Annotated in this window: 12 protein-coding genes and 2 tRNA genes; 8 read left to right on the forward strand and 6 right to left on the reverse strand. The window is 70.8% G+C overall.

Annotated elements, in window-relative coordinates:
• Positions 1–14: 14 nt before the first annotated feature.
• The 3 genes from ACFCVM_RS02610 to ACFCVM_RS02620 form a co-directional block, all read right to left on the reverse strand.
• Positions 15–497 (reverse strand): tetratricopeptide repeat protein, encoded by a 483-nt coding sequence (locus tag ACFCVM_RS02610; RefSeq protein ID WP_375833489.1) that lies wholly within the window; start codon positions 495–497, stop codon positions 15–17.
• Positions 498–568: 71 nt separating this feature from the next.
• Positions 569–2,038 (reverse strand): trigger factor, encoded by a 1,470-nt coding sequence (gene tig, locus ACFCVM_RS02615; RefSeq protein WP_375833492.1) that lies wholly within the window; start codon positions 2,036–2,038, stop codon positions 569–571.
• A 49-nt stretch (positions 2,039–2,087) separates the two neighbouring features.
• Positions 2,088–2,161 (reverse strand) — tRNA-Pro (locus tag ACFCVM_RS02620).
• A gap of 179 nt (positions 2,162–2,340) precedes the next feature.
• On the opposite strand from ACFCVM_RS02620, the gene ACFCVM_RS02625 reads away from it, so the two are divergent.
• The 8 genes from ACFCVM_RS02625 to ACFCVM_RS02660 all read left to right on the forward strand — a co-directional run bounded on the left by ACFCVM_RS02625 (position 2,341) and on the right by ACFCVM_RS02660 (position 13,533).
• A complete protein-coding gene (locus ACFCVM_RS02625) occupies positions 2,341–6,093 on the forward strand; it encodes an SCO7613 C-terminal domain-containing membrane protein (RefSeq protein WP_375833494.1) in 3,753 nt (1,250 codons plus the stop codon).
• Between the two features lie 85 nt (positions 6,094–6,178).
• Positions 6,179–6,249: transfer RNA gene (locus ACFCVM_RS02630), tRNA-Gly, on the forward strand.
• 220 nt (positions 6,250–6,469) lie between these two features.
• Positions 6,470–6,859 carry a DUF2510 domain-containing protein gene (locus tag ACFCVM_RS02635; RefSeq protein ID WP_375833496.1) on the forward strand — a complete coding sequence of 130 codons (390 nt, stop codon included), beginning with the start codon at positions 6,470–6,472 and terminating at the stop codon, positions 6,857–6,859.
• A 103-nt stretch (positions 6,860–6,962) separates the two neighbouring features.
• Positions 6,963–9,692 carry an AAA family ATPase gene (locus ACFCVM_RS02640; RefSeq protein ID WP_375836634.1) on the forward strand — a complete coding sequence of 910 codons (2,730 nt, stop codon included), beginning with the start codon at positions 6,963–6,965 and terminating at the stop codon, positions 9,690–9,692.
• A 121-nt stretch (positions 9,693–9,813) separates the two neighbouring features.
• Positions 9,814–10,638: an alpha/beta fold hydrolase gene (locus ACFCVM_RS02645; RefSeq protein ID WP_375836636.1), complete on the forward strand. Its 825-nt coding sequence runs from the start codon at positions 9,814–9,816 to the stop codon at positions 10,636–10,638.
• Positions 10,639–10,668: 30 nt separating this feature from the next.
• Positions 10,669–12,144, forward strand: a complete 1,476-nt coding sequence (locus tag ACFCVM_RS02650; protein WP_375833498.1) for an alpha/beta hydrolase — start codon at positions 10,669–10,671, stop codon at positions 12,142–12,144.
• A 117-nt stretch (positions 12,145–12,261) separates the two neighbouring features.
• Complete coding sequence (locus ACFCVM_RS02655) at positions 12,262–12,759, forward strand: Dps family protein (RefSeq protein WP_375833501.1); 498 nt, start codon at positions 12,262–12,264, stop codon at positions 12,757–12,759.
• A gap of 42 nt (positions 12,760–12,801) precedes the next feature.
• Positions 12,802–13,533, forward strand: coding sequence for a hypothetical protein (locus ACFCVM_RS02660; protein ID WP_375833504.1), 732 nt, complete (start codon positions 12,802–12,804; stop codon positions 13,531–13,533).
• An 18-nt stretch (positions 13,534–13,551) separates the two neighbouring features.
• Here the strand turns inward: ACFCVM_RS02660 and ACFCVM_RS02665 are convergent, their stop codons facing one another.
• From ACFCVM_RS02665 to ACFCVM_RS02675, 3 genes are all read right to left on the reverse strand, one after another.
• Positions 13,552–14,208 (reverse strand): response regulator, encoded by a 657-nt coding sequence (locus tag ACFCVM_RS02665; RefSeq protein ID WP_375833506.1) that lies wholly within the window; start codon positions 14,206–14,208, stop codon positions 13,552–13,554.
• A gap of 71 nt (positions 14,209–14,279) precedes the next feature.
• Positions 14,280–15,701: a sensor histidine kinase gene (locus ACFCVM_RS02670; RefSeq protein WP_375833509.1), complete on the reverse strand. Its 1,422-nt coding sequence runs from the start codon at positions 15,699–15,701 to the stop codon at positions 14,280–14,282.
• Positions 15,691–17,238 (reverse strand): multicopper oxidase family protein, encoded by a 1,548-nt coding sequence (locus tag ACFCVM_RS02675; protein WP_375833511.1) that lies wholly within the window; start codon positions 17,236–17,238, stop codon positions 15,691–15,693. The genes ACFCVM_RS02670 and ACFCVM_RS02675 overlap by 11 nt, the downstream gene beginning before the upstream one ends.

Below are 17,238 nucleotides of genomic sequence, written 5' to 3' on the forward strand. Positions count from 1 at the left end.
CGGGGCTGTTCGCCCTAGGCGGATGCCGCGAGCTCCGCAGCGTATGCGGCGAGCGACACCCGGTACCGCTGGAGGTGCGGTGCGAGGGCCGCGAGAGCCTCGGATGCCGCGCGCGCGGGCGAACCCGCGTCGACCAGCGCAAGGGCACGGAACGCGACCACGGCGTCGCGCAACTCCCCGGACTCCGGCTCGATCTCATCGAGCAGCGCGATGGACTCGAGCGGGCGCCCGAGGTTGCGGATCGTCGAAGCGAGCTGCACGTGCGCCTGCACGCGCTCGGAGCTCGTGAGCCCGCCGGTGATGGCCTGCCGGTAGAGCGGCTCCGCCTCGGCCTCGAGGCCGGCCGAGTCGCGGGCGCCCGCCCGCTCGAAGAGCGCGAGCGGATCACCGGCCGGCCGCTCGGCGGCGAGGGCGTCGATGCGGGCGATCACCTCGGCGTCGCCGAGCTCGTCGGCGGACGCCCAAACGGCGTCGACCCGCTGCTGCCAGTCGCTCATGCGAGATCCTCTCGTGAATGCAGGAGGGGCCGGGCGAATCGCCCGGCCCCTCTTGTCGTTTCGATGCTCGATTACTCGGCGTCGGCCTTCTTCGTCGCACGCTTCTTCGGCGCGGGCTTCTCGGCGACAGCCTCGGCCTCGTCGGCCGCAGCGGCCTTCTTCGGCGCGCGCTTCTTCGGCGCGGGCTTCTCGGCGGCCTCGGCCTCTTCGACGATCTCTTCAGCCTCGTCGACGACCTCTGCCTCGGCCTCGGCCTCGGCAGCGGCGACGGCGGTGAACTCGGAGAGGTCGACGGGCTTGCCCGCGGCATCCGACACCTTCGCCTTGCCGAGCGCGATCGCGAGCGCCTTGTTGCGCGCGACCTCGCCGACCATGGCGGGGATCTGGCCGTTCTGGCTGAGGATCTGCACGAACTCGTTGGGGTCCATGCCGTACTGGGCTGCGCCCTGCACGAGGTACTGGGTCAGCTCGTCCTGGCTGACCTGGACCTTCTCGGCCTCGGCGATCGTGTCGAGCAGGATCTGCGTCTTGAACGCCTTCTCGCTCGACTCGGCGACCTCTGCGCGGTGCTCGTCGTCTTCGAGGCGGTTCTCGTTCTCGAGGTGGCGGTGCACCTCGTCGTCGATGACGGCCTGCGCGACGGGAACCTCGACGAGCTCGAGGAGCTTGTCGACGAGGAGGTCGCGGGCCTGGCTGCCCTGGCCGAACGACTTATTGCGGGCGACCTGCTCCTTGAGGCTGTCGGTCAGCTCGGCGAGCGTGTCGAACTCGCTCGCGATCTGCGCGAAGTCGTCGTCGGCTGCGGGGAGCTCGCGCTCCTTCACCGCGGAGACGGTGACGGTGATCTCGGCGGTCTCGCCCTCGTGGTCGCCGCCCAGGAGCTTCGACGCGAAGGTGGTGGTCTCGCCTGCGGAGAGCGTGTCGAGCGCCTCGTCGATGCCCTCGATCAGGTCGCCCGAGCCGAGCTCATACGAGATGCCGCTGGCGGTGTCGACCTCGTTCTCATCGATCTTGGCGACGAGGTCGAGGGTCACGAAGTCGCCGGTCTTGGCGGGGCGGTCGACCGTGATGAGCGTGCCGAAGCGGCTGCGCAGACGGTCGAGCTCTTCGGTGACCTCGTCGTCGGCGACCTCGACGGAGTCGACCGTGAGCTCGATGCCGTCGTAGGCGGGCAGCTCGATCTCGGGGCGCACGTCGACCTCGATCGCGAGCAGCAGGTCGCCCGAGAAGTCCTTGTCGCTGGGCCACTCGACGATGTCGGCCTCGGGTCGGCCGAGGGGGCGCAGTTCGTGCTCGGCGACGGCGGCGCGGTAGAAGCCGTCGAGGCCCTCGTTGACGGCGTGCTCGAGCACGGCGCCCTTGCCGACGCGCTGGTCGACGATGGGCGGCGGCACCTTGCCCTTGCGGAAACCGGGCACGTTGATCTGCTCGGCGATGTGCTCGTACGCGTGGGCGATGCTGGGCTTCAGCTCCTCGGGCGTCACCGAGATGGTGAGCTTGGCGCGAGTGGGGCTCAGCTTCTCAACCGAAGTGGTCGGCATGTGGAAGTTCTCCTGTTGTGTGGAAGTTCGTGTCGAGTCGTGGAACTCGTCGGGGCGACAGGATTCGAACCTGCGACCTCCCGCTCCCAAAGCGGGCGCTCTACCAAGCTGAGCTACGCCCCGAGTCGCGACTCAACTCGTCGATTCAGCCGTGCGGGCATGCGGAAGCATGCGTCAGACGGATGGACCCCCGAAAGTCTACTGCACAGCGTGAGGCCCCAGTTGTGCATCACGTGATCGAGCCCGACATGGAGTTGTGGATGATCCGCCGCTCGCGCCCCCGGCCGTGGCAGAGTGTGGCCATGCCCGAGCACCCCGCAGATGCCCGCGACCTCCGACGCTGGCCGGCCGACCCCGCGCAACTGATCGACACGACGCGCTGCCCCGCCTGCTTCAGTGCTCTGCGCAGCGCGGTCTGCGACACGTGCGGCCTCGACCTCTCGGTGCCCGCCGCGAGCGAGCTGCTCACCGCAGGGCGCGCCCTGCACGACCGCGAGGCCGACCGGCAGTCGCTCATCACGGCGATGCGCGATGCGCAGTCCGCACGCGTTCGCGGGGCGGCGGCAAGGGCGACGGATGCCGCGTCGTACGCTGCTCCGGCGGCGGCCGTGACCGCGCCGTCGGCTTCACCGATCTCGATCCCGGCACAGGCGGCATCGGTCGCCTCGGTGGCCGTGCCTGCCCCCGCAGCAGCTCCGACTCCCGCTCCGGCGCAGGTGCCGGCGGCGGCTCCGGCACCCGCACCCGCGCCCGCCTCGCCCGCCGCCCCCCGCTCCGGTCGCTCGGGCGTGCAGGTGCTGCTCCTGACGCTCGGCGTCGTGCTCATCTCCATCACCGCGATCGTCTTCCTCTTCGTCGCCTACCTCGTCGCGAGCCTCGAGGTGCGGTCGATCATCATCGCCGTCGCGAGCGTGCTCGTGCTCGGCGTCGCCTGGCTGCTGCGGGCACGCCGCCTTCCGGGCACCGCAGAGGGCGTGGCATCCGTCGCCATCGTGCTGCTGCTGCTCGACGTGTGGATCGTGCGGGCCAACATGCTGTTCGGTACCGAGACCATCAGCACGTCGGCCTACCTCGGCGGCGCACTGCTCGTCGTCGCCGCGGTGCTCGTCGGCGTGCGGGCGGCGAGCGGCATCCGAGTCGCGGGCATCGCCGCGGCGGCGTTCGCCCCGATCGGCGTCTTCCTGCTCGCGAGCGAGGCAGCACCCGACGACCAGCTCAGCACCCCGTTCTGGGTGGGCTTCCTCGCGGTCTCCGTCCTCGGATCCGTCGCGGTGCTCCTGCCCGCCCAGGTCGAGCGCACCATCGTGATGGCGGCGGGCTTCGTCGCCGGAGCGCTCGCCCTCCTCCCTGCGTACTGGGCGCTGCCCGAGGTGCCGTGGAGCCAGCTGTGGTGGTACCTCGCGGTCGCGGCAGCATGGTTGCTCGCGCTCGTCGCGGTGCGGCTGCGGCACGGACTCAGCGCGGGCTGGGGCCGGCTCGCTGCTCCAGCCTTCGGCCTGACCCTCGCCCTGGCACCGACCCTGTCGATCTTCGCCGAACTGCCGAGCGAGGTCGCGCTCTGGCTCGCGCCTGCTGCGGCGGGTGTCGTCGCGGTCGTCTTCGCCGCCGGCACGCGGCTGGCGGGCACGACGGCACGGGATTCGCTCGCGGCGTGCTTCGCGGCGATCGCCGTGGCGGCCTGCTCGGCGCTTCCCGGCGTGTTCCTCGGCATCGGCGCCGTCTGGACGAGGCTCGCCGGCAGCGTGCCGCCGTGGAACCTCGCGTTCGACGAGCAGCTGCGGCCCACCACCCCCGATCACGACCTCGCCACGGTGCTCGTGCCGGTCGTCGTCGCGGTCGGCGCACTCGTCGTCTCCGTTCTGCTGCGCCGCGGCCGCGCACTGGCCGCGATCCCGAGCGCGGCAGCGTTCGCGAGCGGCGTCGCCGTCGCCTGCGTCTCCCCCGGTCCCGCGATCGCCGCCGTCATCCTCCTCGTGCTGGCCGGCGTCGCGCTCGCGCTCGCGCCGCTGCGGGGTCGCCTCGCCGTTCCCGGGCTCCTCGCGGTCCTCGCTGTCGGCGGTGTCGCCAGCGCCGGATTCGCGTGGTGGGTGGGCTACTCCAGCGCCCCGGTGTGGCCGTGGGCCGCTGCACTCGTGATCCTGCTCACTGTCGCGGGGCGCGTCCTCGCGCGCCGGGCCTGGCCTGCGGGTGCTGCACCCGCGGTCGGAGCGGCGCACCTCGCGATCGCGTCGAGCCTCTTCGTCTTCGCCGTGTTCTCGATCCCGCTCTGGCTGGCTCCCGACGATGTGCAGGTGATCGAGCCGTGGATGTGGCTCGCCGTCGTCTCCTCCACGCTGCTCGTGGTCGCCGCCGTCGTGCGGCTCGGCAGGTCGGGTGATCGCCTCTGCGCGGTGCTGCCGCTGCTCGCGGCATCCGTGATCTCGATCTGGGCCCTCGCCTTCGAGACGGATGCCTCGTGGCGATGGGTGCCCGCAGGCGCCCTCGTCATCGCCGGGGTGCTGTGGGTGCGGCTCGGGGCGCCCGAAGCGCTGCGGATCGCGTTCGCGGCGGTGACCCCGCTCGCGCTCGCCTTCGTCTCCGCCGTCGTCGTCGACGAGGCGTTCGGGGCGGAGTTCGCGGTCATCGGCATCGCCGGCGCGGCGCTGCTCGCTGCAGCGCTCGCCCACGTCGTTCCCGCGCGCTCGAGCCGTGCCCACGTCATCTGGGCGGTCGCCACCGGCGTCGTCGGCCTGGTCGCACTCGTCTCCGGTATCACCGGATCCTTCGGCTCCGCCGAGCTCTGGCTCGTGCTCCTGCTGCTGACCCCGGTGCCCATCGTGCTCGCCGCGCTCGAGGGTGATCCGATCGGCGGCGCAGCACAGAGCCGGCATCTCGGCTGGCTGAGCCTCGCGCTCGGCGTCGCGACGGTGTGGGCGTGGCGCTCGAGCGATGGAGCGACCGATGTCGAGGCGTACACGCTGCCGCTCGCCGCGGCGCTCGCCCTCGCCGGACTCTTGATCACGTGGCGACGCACGAGCGGAGAGGCCCCCGCGCAGGGCCGCACCGCCCTGTTCGCGACGGCTGCGGCGATCGCGGTGCTCCCGAGCATCGGCACCGCGGGCGATGCCGAGCTGCGGGCCCTGCTGCTCGTCTCGATCGGCATCGTCGTGGCGATCGCCGCGGTGTTCCTGCCCGAGGTCGCACGCGGCGTGCCCGTGCGGCTGCTCGGCGTGCTCACCGGGTGGGTCGCCTTCACCGGAGCCGGGCTCGTGCGCGGTGCCGCCGTCGCCACCGGCAACGCCGACAGCGTGCTCATCGTCGAGTTCTGGCCGCTCATCGCCCTCGCGGCAGGTGTGGCGATCGCGGTGATGTGGGCGCGCACCGCGTCTCACCCGGCGTGGTTGGCCGAGGCGCTGCTCGCGGCATCCGTCGCTCTCGCAACCGTGCCGACGCTGCTCGAGATCGTCGACGGCCGGTCGGCCGTGTTGCGCGCAGCAGTGCTGTTCGCCGTGCTCGCGCTCGCGCACATCGCCTCCGCTGCAACCGCCGCTCGGCCAGTGGCGGGCCCGGTGTTCGGGTGGACGACGCTGGGTGCCCTCGTCATCGGCGGCGTGATCGCGCTCGCATCGGGGCAGGTCGACCCGTTCGACCTCGTCACCGGCGCGATCGGCATCGCACTCGTCGGCGCCGGATGGCTCCGCATGCGCCGCTCACCCGGACTCGGCAGCTGGCCGGCACTCGGCCCCGGACTCGCCGTGCTGCTCGTGCCGCCGCTGTTCGCCGACTTCACCGATCCCCAGCTCTGGCGCATCGTGACCCTCGGCATCGTCGCCGTGGTCGTGCTCGTCGTCGGCGCCGTCCGCCGCCTGCAGGCGCCCCTGCTGCTCGGCGGAGCTGTACTGCTGGTGCATGCGATCGTGCAGCTCTGGCCGTGGATCACCGATCTCTACGAGGCGGTCTGGTGGTGGCTGTGGCTCGGCATCGCCGGCGTGCTGCTCGTCGTGCTCGCTGCGACCTACGAGCGCCAATTGCGGCTCGCGCGCGGGACCATCCGCTCGATCGCAGCCCTGCGATAGTCATGCAGGAGGCGGCGGGCCCGCGCGCGTCACGAGGTGGGGGTCATCGTGTACTACGATGATCCAGTGCCCTCAGCGGGTACGCGGGGATGTAGCTCAATGGTAGAGCCTCAGTCTTCCAAACTGATCACGCGGGTTCGATTCCCGTCATCCCCTCTCTCGACACCCCCGCCCAGCCGGGGGTTTCGTCGTATCTGCGCGACGAGCCCCCGAGTTCGCCGGCGGCCGTTCATGCCGGCCGCGCGCCAACGACTCCATCGAAGCCATCCGTCACGGCGGCCTCGATGCCCCCGATCGGGGGCGCACAGCGCTGCCCATCGCGCCGGGAGGCCGGCAACCACTAACGTTGCGACGCACCCCAGAAGAGAGGCACCCGATGAGCGACACCAACCAGACCGCCGTACCGCCCGGGTGGCACGTCGAGCCCACGACGGGACTCCTCCGCTGGTGGGATGGCACGAATTGGGGCCCCTCTCAGCAGCAGGCCGCACCCTCCGTCGTCGTGGTGCAGAGCGCGCCACAGAACGGCTTCGCGATCGCTGCGCTCATCCTCGGCATCTGGGGCTTCCTCACGACCGCCATCCCGCTGTTCATCGGTCTCTTCCTCGGCGGCGCCTCCGACATCCTGGCGATCGTCTTCGGCATCATCGGCATCGTTCGCGCGAACCAGATGGGCGGCAGAGGCTTGCCCCTCGCGGTCGTCGGACTCGTCCTCGGTTCGCTCGCGTTCCTCTCGATCTTCTTCGGCGCCGGCACGATCTGGTAGGCCGCTCGGCGACGGCGGTAGCGGGCTCGCGACAGGTTCGGATTCGCGATCTTCGGTCTGGCGCTCGCTGAGAGCGCTCTACTACCGTGTATCCATCGACAACATCCAGCCCTCGTTCCTCGGCCGTGGCGAAGAACTGGAGCGTCTCGCCATGCTCGTCGGTTCGGCGCGCAACGGGCGCGGCTCGGCCCTCTTGGTGCGTGGAGAGCCCGGTATCGGCAAGACGACCCTGCTCGAGGAGGTCACGCGAGACCTCGCAGGCATGCGGGTCGTTCGTTCCGACGGATTCGAGGCCGAGTCGGCCATGCCGTACGCGGTGCTCCAGCGGCTCGGGACGCCGTTCACGCACCTCGTACCGGCCCTGCCGCGTCGCCAGGCGTCGGCATTGCGGATCGCAGCGGGCGTCGACGAAGGGCCGCCGCCCGACCGATACCTCGTCGGCCTCGGCATGCTGTCGCTGCTCGCGGTCGCCGCAGAGCACGAACCTCTCGTGTGCGTCGTCGACGACGCCCACCTCTCCGATCCCGAGTCGCTCGAGGTGCTCGCATTCGTCGCACGGCGACTGAAGGCGGAGGCTGTGGCGATCATCCTCAGCGCCCGCCCCGACCCGAGGGTCGATCGCGCGGCCGCCGGCATCGCCACGCTGGAGCTCGCGGGGCTCGACGCACCGACCGCCGTGCACTTGCTGAATCGCTCGGCGACCGATCAGGTCGACCCCTACCTCGCGATGCGCTTCGCCGAGGAGACGGGTGGCAATCCGCTCGCCCTCACCGACCTCGCGCGGGAGTTCACCGCACAGCAGCTCACGGAATCCTCACTCGGGCTCGGACCGGTTCCGATCGGCCTGCGCCTCGAGTCCACCTACCTTCGAGCGGTCGAGGCCCTTCCGGCCGACGCTCGCCGATGGCTCGGCATCGTTGCGGCGGAATCGACCGGGGATGCCACGCTCATCGACGATGCTGCACGGCTGCTCGGCGTGTCGCTCGATGCCTCCGGCGCCGCCGAGAGCGCAGGACTCGCCACCTCGCGCGACCGCGTGCGGTTCCGGCATCCGCTCGTTCGCGCCGCCGTGTACAACGCGATGCCCGCGGCGGAGCGTCGCCGCGTGCACGAGGCACTCGAATCGGTTGCGGTGGCACGTGGTCGTCCTGATCTCGCGGTCTGGCACGCGGCAGAGGCCACGCTCGGCATCGACGACGGGGTCGCCGACCGCCTCGAACTGGCAGCGGATGCCGCGGGCGGGCGTGGCGGCACGGTGTCGCGTGCTCGACTGATGGCGCGCTCGGCCGACCTGTCGAGCCCTGGGACGGAGCGGGAGGCGAGGTTGATCGCCGCGGCGGAGGCCGCCGCGATCGCCGGCGCGGCACGCTTCGCGACCGAACTGCTCGACCGGATCGACCCGACTGCACTCGATCCGGTGACCGAGGGGCGGGTGCTCATGCTGCGCGCCATGCTCGCCCTGTTCGTCGCCGATCCCGACGGCGTGAGGGGCGGCACCGCGCAGTTGCTGCGAGCGGCCGGCCTGTTCCACGGGCGAGCGCCCGAGCTCGAGCAGCGAGCTCTGCTCGGCGCCTTCAATTCGGAACTCACATCCGAGTCGGGCGTGCGCGGCGGGACCCTGCAGGAGCTCGGGCGGCGGCTCGCAACCGGCGCGGGCGTCGCCGACGGGCGCCGGGCGCTCGCGTTGCGTGCCCTCGGTGCGCACATCCTGCGGCCGTACCGCGAGGCGGTGCCGATCATGCGTGCAGCGGTTGCGATGCTCCAGGACTCGAACGACGCGCAGTTGCTCGAGCTCGGCTCCGAGGCCGTCGCGCTGACGATGGCCCTGTGGGACGAACGCACGTGCGTCGAGCTGCTCGAACGCACGGTGCGTGCCGCCACGGAAGCCGGGAACCTCCGTGTGCTCGACACCACGCTGTGGATGCTCGGGCTCCTCGAGCTCGTCCGCGGTGACCCCGCGGCATCCGGTCGGTACGTGGAGCAGGTGCGCGAGTTGCGACGGGCCATCGGCTACGACGCGGAGCAGGTCGTGAACGCGTCCTACCTCGCCTGGTCGGGGGCACCTCCCGAACTCGTCGAGCAGATCGCCGAGGCGACGCTCCTCACCGGATTCGACGGCGTCTGGACGATCACGATGACCGGTCTCAGCATCCGCGAGATCGCCGACGGCCACTACCGTGACGCCTACGAGCGCCTCCGCCCGATGGTCGAGCGCGAGTTCCTGCAGGTGACGTACCAGCAGCTGCCGGATCTGGTCGAGGCCGGCGTGCGCAGCGGCAATGTCCGGGCGGCGCGCGCCGCGGCCGATCGGCTCGCCGAGTTCGCGGCGGTGAGCGGCGCGCCATGGATCCGCGGCATATCGGCGAGAGCCGAGGCCCTGCTCGCCGAGCCTGAAGAGGCGGAGGCCCGATACGTCGAGGCGATCGAGCATTTCGCCCTGACCACGGCATCCGGCGAGCTCGCTCGCGCGCACCTCCTGTACGGCGAGTGGTTGCGCCGCGTGAAGCGCCGCCGCGAGGCCCGCGACGAACTCCGCTCAGCGCTCGCGATCTTCGAGCGCGTCGGTGCACCGGCGTTCGCGGCGCGGGCCCGCCGGGAACTCGAGGCGACCGGCGAGCACGTGCTCGCCCACGAGACGGGTGACGGCCTCGACCGGCTCACGCCCCAGGAGGATGCAGTTGCACGCCTCGCGTCCGTCGGCCGCACGAACGCCGAGATCGGCGCAGAGCTCTTCATCAGCGCGAACACCGTCGACTACCACCTGCGCAAGGTGTTCCGGAAGCTCGGCATCACCTCGCGGAAGCAGCTGACCGAACGGATGCCCGCGAGCTGACCCCCGCGCGATGCTCGCGACTACGCGCACCACGTGGTGCGCCGGTGCAGCAGTGCGCGCGAGCATCGAGGCATCCGCGAATCGCGAGCTGCGCGACTCGCCCCGAATCCGGGAGGCGCCCATGCCCTACGTCACCGCCGATGACGGCGCGCAGATCTTCTACAAGGATTGGGGGTCGGACGGCACGCCGGTGCTCCTGAGCCATGGCTGGCCGTTGAACGCCGATGCGTGGGAGGCCGCGGCGCTCTTTCTCGCCGAGCACGGGCACCGTGCGATCGCCCACGACCGGCGCGGCCACGGCCGATCGAGCCAGACGTGGAACGGCAACGAGATGGACACCTACGCCGACGACCTCGCGTGCCTCATCGAGCACCTCGACCTCACCGACCTGACGCTCGTCGGGCATTCGACCGGGGGCGGCGAGATCGCGCACTACGTCGGCCGGCATGGCTCGGCGCGGGTCGCGAAGCTCGTGCTCGTCTCGGCCGTACCGCCGCTCATGCTCGCAACCGCCGACAACCCGGGCGGGCTGCCGATCGCCGTCTTCGACGGGATCCGTGCCGACGAGGCATCCGATCGCTCGCAGCTGTACCGCGACCTCGCCGACGGGCCGTTCTTCGGTCACAACCGCAACACCGACGTCTCCCAGGGCGTGCGCGACGCGTTCTGGCTGCAGAGCATGGCCTGCGGGCACCGGGCGGCCTACGAGTGCATCGCCGCCTTCTCGGCCACCGATTTCCGGCCCGACCTGGCGAGGATCGACGTGCCCACGCTCGTGATCCACGGCGACGACGATCAGATCGTTCCCTTCCAGGTCGGCGGCGAGCGGTCGGCCGAGCTCATCGACGGGGCGACCCTGCTCGTCTACGAGGGCGGCGCCCACGGCCTGCCCGACACCGATCGCGACCGGCTGCACGCCGACCTGCTCGCGTTCATCGATTCCTGAACCGGATCACCACCTCGAAAGGACCCCGCCATGACCGACCAGACCGGCTCCAACGCTCCCGACACCATCGTGCTCGTGCACGGCCTCTGGATGACTCCGCGCAGTTGGCGGGGCTGGAAGGAGCGCTTCGAGGCCAAGGGCTTCACCGTGCTCACGCCCGGATATCCCGGATTCGAGATCGAGGTCGAGGGGCTGCGCGAGAACCCCGACCTCATCGCGAACCTCACGGTGCCCGAGACGGTCGACCACATCGCCGCCCAGATCGAGGCGCTGCCGAAGCCGCCGATCATCATGGGGCACTCGTTCGGCGGCACGCTCACGCAGCTGCTGCTCGCGCGCGGGCTCGGAGCTGCGGCCGTCGTCGTCGACTCGGCCCCGACCGAGGGGGTGCGGATGACCCCGCTCTCGCAGGCGAAGTCGCTGTTCCCGGCGCTGAAGAACCCCGCGAACCTCCACCGGGCGGTCGCGTTCACGCCCGAGGAGTTCCATTACGCGTTCGCCAACACGCTCTCGCGCGAGGACTCCGACGCGGTCTGGGAGGAGTTCGCGATCCCAGCACCCGGCAACTGGATCTGGGCGTACGGGCTCATCGCCAACTTCAAGCCCGGCCACCAGGAGACATGGGTCGACTATGCGAAGGACCGCGCTCCGCTGCTGTTCATCGGCGGCGAGCAGGATCACATCATGCCTCCGAGCGTGAACAAGTCGAACGCGAAGCACTACGCGAAGTCGCCGGCGCTCACGGAGTACGTCGAGTTCCCGGGCCGCTCGCACTGGATCTGCGCCGAGCCCGGCTGGGAGGAGGTCGCCGACCACGCGCTCGAGTGGGCGCTCGCGCACGCGAACGAATCAGCGGCACTCGGCGCATCGGGGCAAGGCCCGCCGCCGGCCCGCCCCCCCCGGGGCGGGCCGACCTCACCCGCTCCGCGCCCGGGTTCGCCGAGCCCGACGACCGGCAACGGTTCGGCAACGAACTGCGCGATCTCCACCGCCTGCTCCGCGTCGACGCGAAGATCGACCCGTGGGCGATCTCGGGGAGGCGCCATGCGCGCGGTGAACAGGCGCCGCCGCCTCATGGGTCGCGTGGTCGCGGCCGTGTTGCTGACCGCTGCCGTGACGCTCGGCGGGTCGGGATGCTTCTTCCCCAACGCGTGTCCCACCATCGGCTACCTTTCGCAGGTCGACGTCGTGTTGTCGGGACCGCACGCGGCCGACGCCGACCTCGTCGTGATGTGCTCGGATCTCGGATGCTCGACGTCTGCCGATGCTGCGCTCACGGCCCCGCCGACGGAGGGGCCGTTCTGGATCGCGACCGACCTCGGCGCGGGGCACTGGCGCATCGACGTCAGCGACTCCACGCCCGAGAATGTGACGATCGAGGTGCTCGACGCTGCCGGCGCAACGCTGGCCTCGGCTGCAGAACAGCTCGAGTGGCACCGCACCGCCGACACCGGGCAGTGCCCGGGCCCGGTCGCGACCGACCCCATCACCATCGACATCAGCTGATGTCTCAGCACATGACGCCCCGTGTCAACCCCAGATCAGCCCAGCCTCTCCTTCCTTGAAATATGCGAGCACCCGCGTAGCGTTGAACACGACATACGTTCAGGGAAGGTGGACCACATGACCGACACGAAGATCGCTCCCAAGACCCCGAAGGCCGGCGCGAACGCCGACGTGGCATCGGGCGTCGCCCAGTTCCTCACTCCCGTCGTGCAGGAGCTCGTCGCCCTCGCCGTCAACGGCAAGCAGGCGCACTGGCACGTGCGCGGCGTGAACTTCATCGCGGTGCACGAGCTGCTCGACGAGGTCGTGGCGCACGCGCAGGAGTGGGCCGACCTCGCCGCCGAGCGCGTCGTGGCACTGGGCCTGCCCGTCGACGGCCGCCTCAAGTCCGTCGCCGACAAGAGCGGTGCCGTGAACCCCAAGCTCGGCTTCCAGCCCTACGACGAGGCGATCGCCGATGTCGTCGCGCAGATCGACCTCGCGGCCGAGAAGGTCGCCGAGGCGATCGAGGGTCTCGACGAGCTCGACCCCGTGAGCCAGGACGTCGTGATCGAGATCCGCCGCGGTCTCGACAAGGACCGCTGGTTCCTCTTCTCGCACGTCGCCGTGAAGTAACGCACGATGGCGGGCTGACGGGCCCGGGTGCAGAATGCCGGTATGACGGCCGATGCACCCGGGCCCGTTTCGTCTTCGGCGGATGCCGCCGGCGCGGGTTCGCGCGCGGCATCCGACCCACCACTGACCGACGCGCAGAAGTCCCTGCGCGCGCAGATGCTGGCCACCGAGCACTGGAGCCTGCTCGCCTCGCGATCGACCACGCAGAGCGAGGTGCTCACCCGCATCGCGATCTTCCTCACGCTCGTCTCGGCCGGCCTCGTGACGCTCGGCGTGCTCGGCAACGCCACGGGCTTCCGCGGCTGGTTCGGCGTCGCCGCACTCGGCGTCTTGCTGCTGCTCGTGCTGCTCGGCTTCATCACGACGCTGCGGGTGTTCAACACGGCGACCGAGGACCTCATGTACGTCGTCGCCATGAACCGGCTGCGCGGCGCCTACGTCGATCTGGACCCGGGCCTCGAACCGTACCTGCTGATGTCGCCGAACGACGACATGGAGGGCAGCAGACGCACGTACCACTACTTCGGTGATCGCGGCAGCGGCAGCCAGGTGATCGCGAGCAGCATGATGCTCATCGCGCTCGTGGAGGCCGCGGTCGTGGGGCTCTTCGTCGGGGCCCTCGTTGCGGCCCTCAGCGGACCGATCTGGCTGGCACTCACCCTCGGCGTCGTCGCCGGTCTCATCGTGCTCGCCGCGTGGACGCGCCGGGGCTATCGTTCCTACATCGCGTCGTTCCGTACGCATGTGCCGCTTCGGCGCAGCCCGAAGACGTGACCGAGGCGACCTGTTGCGTCAGCGCTGCAGCCAGGTGAGCACGGCGAGCACGCGCCGGTGATCAGAGCCCGAGTCTTCGAGGCCGAGCTTCTGGAAGATCGACGTGACGTTCTTCTCGACCGCGCCGACGCCGATGAAGAGCTGCTTCGCGATGCCGGCGTTCGTGCGCCCCTCGGCCATGAGCGTCATGACCTCGCCTTCGCGCGGTGTCAGGGTCTCGAGGGGGTCGCTGCGGCGCGCGATCAGCTCGCGCACGACCTGCGGGTCGAGCACCGTGCCGCCCTGGCTCACCCGCTCGACGGCGTCTTCGAGCTCGTCGAGCGAGGCGACGCGGTCTTTGAGCAGATAGCCCATGCCGCCCTCGCCCGACGAGAGCAGTTCGTGCGCGTACGTGCCCTCGACGTACTGGCTGAGCAGCAGCACTCCGACCTTCGGCATGCGCCGCCGCAGTTCGATGGCGGCCCGCACCCCTTCGTCGCGGAACGTCGGCGGCATGCGCACGTCGAGGATCGCCAGGTCGGGCCGGGTCTCGTCAAGCGCTCCGAGCAGCGAATCGGCCTCACCGTATGCCGCCACCGTCTCGAATCCGGCCTCGTCGAAGAGTCGCACGAGCCCCTCGCGGAGCAGCATCGAATCCTCGGCGAGCACGATGCGGAGTGGGGCGCGATCGGTCATGCCCCCACACTATCGGCGGGCGAGCGGATGCCTCGTGGCCGCGTGGGCCACGAGGCATCCGCTGCTCGGGGTCAGCTCTGGATCGCCGTCTCCCCCGCAGCGAGCGGCGCGAACGGGATGTGCGCGCCGATCGTCGTGGGGCCGCCGACGGGGCTGTCGACGACGAGCATGCCGCGGAGGCCCTGCACGCGCTCCTGGAGGCCGGCGAGGCCGTGCCCGGCGGTGAGCGCGGCGCCGCCGCGCCCGTTGTCGGTCACCCAGAGGTCGAGCCAGTGCCCGGTCGCGCCGGTGTCGCGCGTCGAGACGGTCAGACGGATGCTGCTCGCCTCGGCGTGCTTCACGGCGTTCGTGAGCAGCTCGGCGGCCAGGAAGTACGCGTTGCGCTCGATCGACGCGGGCAGCGTGGCATCCGCCGGCAGGTCGATCTCAACCGTGACCGGAATCGGGCTGCGCGCCGCGACCGACTGCAGGGCGACGGCGAGCCCGCGGTCCTGCAGGATCGGCGGGGCGAATCCGCGCGAGAGCGCACGCAGCTCGTCGAGAGTCTCGCGGGCCTGATCGCGGGCCTCGCCGAGCAGTTCGCGCGCCGAATCGGGATCGCGCTCGAGCTTGCGCTCGATCGCGGCGAGGTCCATCTGCAGTCGCACGAGGCGCTGCTGCGGACCGTCGTGGATGTCGCGCTCGAGGCGGCGGAGCGACGCGTCTTCAGCCTGCACTGCGGCGCCGCGCGACGCGTCGAGCTGTGCGACCTCGCGCTCGAGCGCCTCCGAGCGCCAGGCGCCGAGCACGCCCCGCGCGATGACGTCGTGCAGCAGGGTGAGGCCGCGGAACACGAACGGCAGCGTGGCGAGGAAGATCAGCCCGAGGATGAACTCGAACGCCGCTTCGCCGACGCGGGGGTCGACGTTCAGCGTGTTGCCCGGGAACATCCAGTCGATGACGACGTCGTAGAGCCAGAAGTCCTGGTCGCCGCGGCCGTCGGGGATGTAGCGCTGCCAGATCCACCCCGTCGTGCCGCCGAGGGCCGCAGAGGTCCACGCGACCGTGAGGCTCCACGAGACGATGCTGATGATCGGGTTGATGACGATGCCGTGCAGCATGTACAGCCAGTAGTGGCCGTCGATGAACGGTGCGAACATCGTGCGCCAGAAGCCCTGCTCGCGGTTCTGGCGCTCCCAGACCGGTCGGGTGATCTCGGCGCGGCCGGCCCAGCGCAGCCGCACGAGCTCGAGGGTGCCGAAGCCGCGGGCGATGAAGAGCGAGGCGACGACGATGAAGATGCCGAAGACGAGTGCGATCAGGCCGAGACCGGTGAAGAACGTCGTGGCGAGCACGACGAGCCCGGTGATCGCGATCGGCATCGTGAGGATCAGGAAGGCGAACTCGCGGGGCACCTTCGCCCACAGCGACCAGTAGCCGCGGCGCTTCGGCGCGGTTTCCGTGGTCGCGGCGGACGCCGGTGGCGTTGCGGCGATCGTGGTGTCAGTGCTCATGGTGGGTTCCTTCAGTCATCGTTGCACGCTGACCGGGGTCGACGACGGCGAATTGGCCCATCATCCCCTGGTCCTCGTGCCACAGCAGGTGGCAGTGGTACATGTACGGCGTGTCGGGGTCTGCGTAGTCCTCGAACCGCATCAGCAGTTCGTACTTCTTCTCGGGTTCGGTGAAGATCGTGTCCTTCCAGCCCGCGAGCTCGGGCGGCGGTGCGCCGCCGTCGATCGACGCGATGCGGAACTGCACGTCGTGCACGTGGAAGCTGTGCGGCACCTGGGTCGCATTGTCGACGATCCATCGTTCGAGCGTGTCGACGGTCACGGTCTCGTCGATGCGCCCCATGTCCATCGCCTCGCCGTTGATCTCGAAGCTGTCGTTGAGCGTGAAGGTGCGGGTCATCGCGACGTCGTCCGCCTCGTCGTCGTCGATCGCGTTGAGGACCGCCGGCACCGTCGGGGCCGGGTCGAGCGTCTCCGCGGCGCGCACCTCGAGCACATCGAAGGCGTCGCTGCCGCCGTTGGTGTCGGCGACCGGTCCGACGAGTCCCGCGATCTCAGGAGTCATCTTCGACTGCAGCACGACGCGCTCGCCGGGCGAGACGCGCAGCAGCACCTCGGCGCGTTCGCCGGGCGAGAGCCGCACGTGGTCGAGCGAGACGGATGCCTCGAGCAGTCCGCCATCGGTCGCGATCAGCTCCACGGGGCGCGCATCGCTCCACGTGAAGGCATACGTGCGCGCGGTCGAGGCGTTCAGCAGCCGCAGGCGCACGAGTTCGTCGGAGGCGTCGAGGTACGGGCCGCGGGTGCCGTTCACGATGAGCTCGTCGCCGAGCCCTCCGGCGTAGCCGCGTTGCTTCGACTCCTGCTCGCCGTCGGCGGAGAAGCCCGAGTCCTGCACGATGACGGGCACGTCGTCGACGCCGTACTCCGACGGCAGGCCGAGGGAGCGCTCGTGCTCGTCGTGCAGGATGAACATGCCCGCGAGCCCTCTCGCGACGTGGTCTTCGGTCTCGCCGTGCGGGTGCGGGTGGTACCAGAGCGTCGCGGCCTGCTGGTCGATATCCCACTCGGGCGACCACGAGGCATCCGCTGCCACCATCTGGTGCGGGCCGCCGTCCATCTCGGCAGGGAGGTGCATGCCGTGCCAGTGCACGGTCGTCGGCTCGTCGAGGGAGTTCGTCACGTCGACGCGCACGTGCTCGCCGCGCTCGGCGACGAGGGTCGGGCCGAGGTAGCTGCCGTTGAACCCCCAGGTGGCGCTCGGCTGCCCCGGTGTGAACTCGGTCGTGCCCGCCCGCGCGTCGAGTGCGAACACGCGGGTACCGTCGGCGTCGACGGTGGACTCCGCGAGCGGCGGGATCGCGAGCGGCGTGCCGAAGTCGACCTTGCCCACGGTCGAGATCGGACCGGGTCCGACGACGCCGCATCCGGCGAAGGCGATCGCCACGAGGCCGCCCGCGGCGACTGCGGCGAGCGCGGTGCCGAGCACGGCGCGGGGGCGGCGGAGTGGAGGGGGGCGAAGGCGTGTTGCTGGCAT

It is taken from the genome of Agromyces sp. NPDC056389 (genome assembly GCF_042262385.1).
In the GTDB taxonomy this organism is placed as follows: Bacteria; Actinomycetota; Actinomycetes; order Actinomycetales; family Microbacteriaceae; genus Agromyces.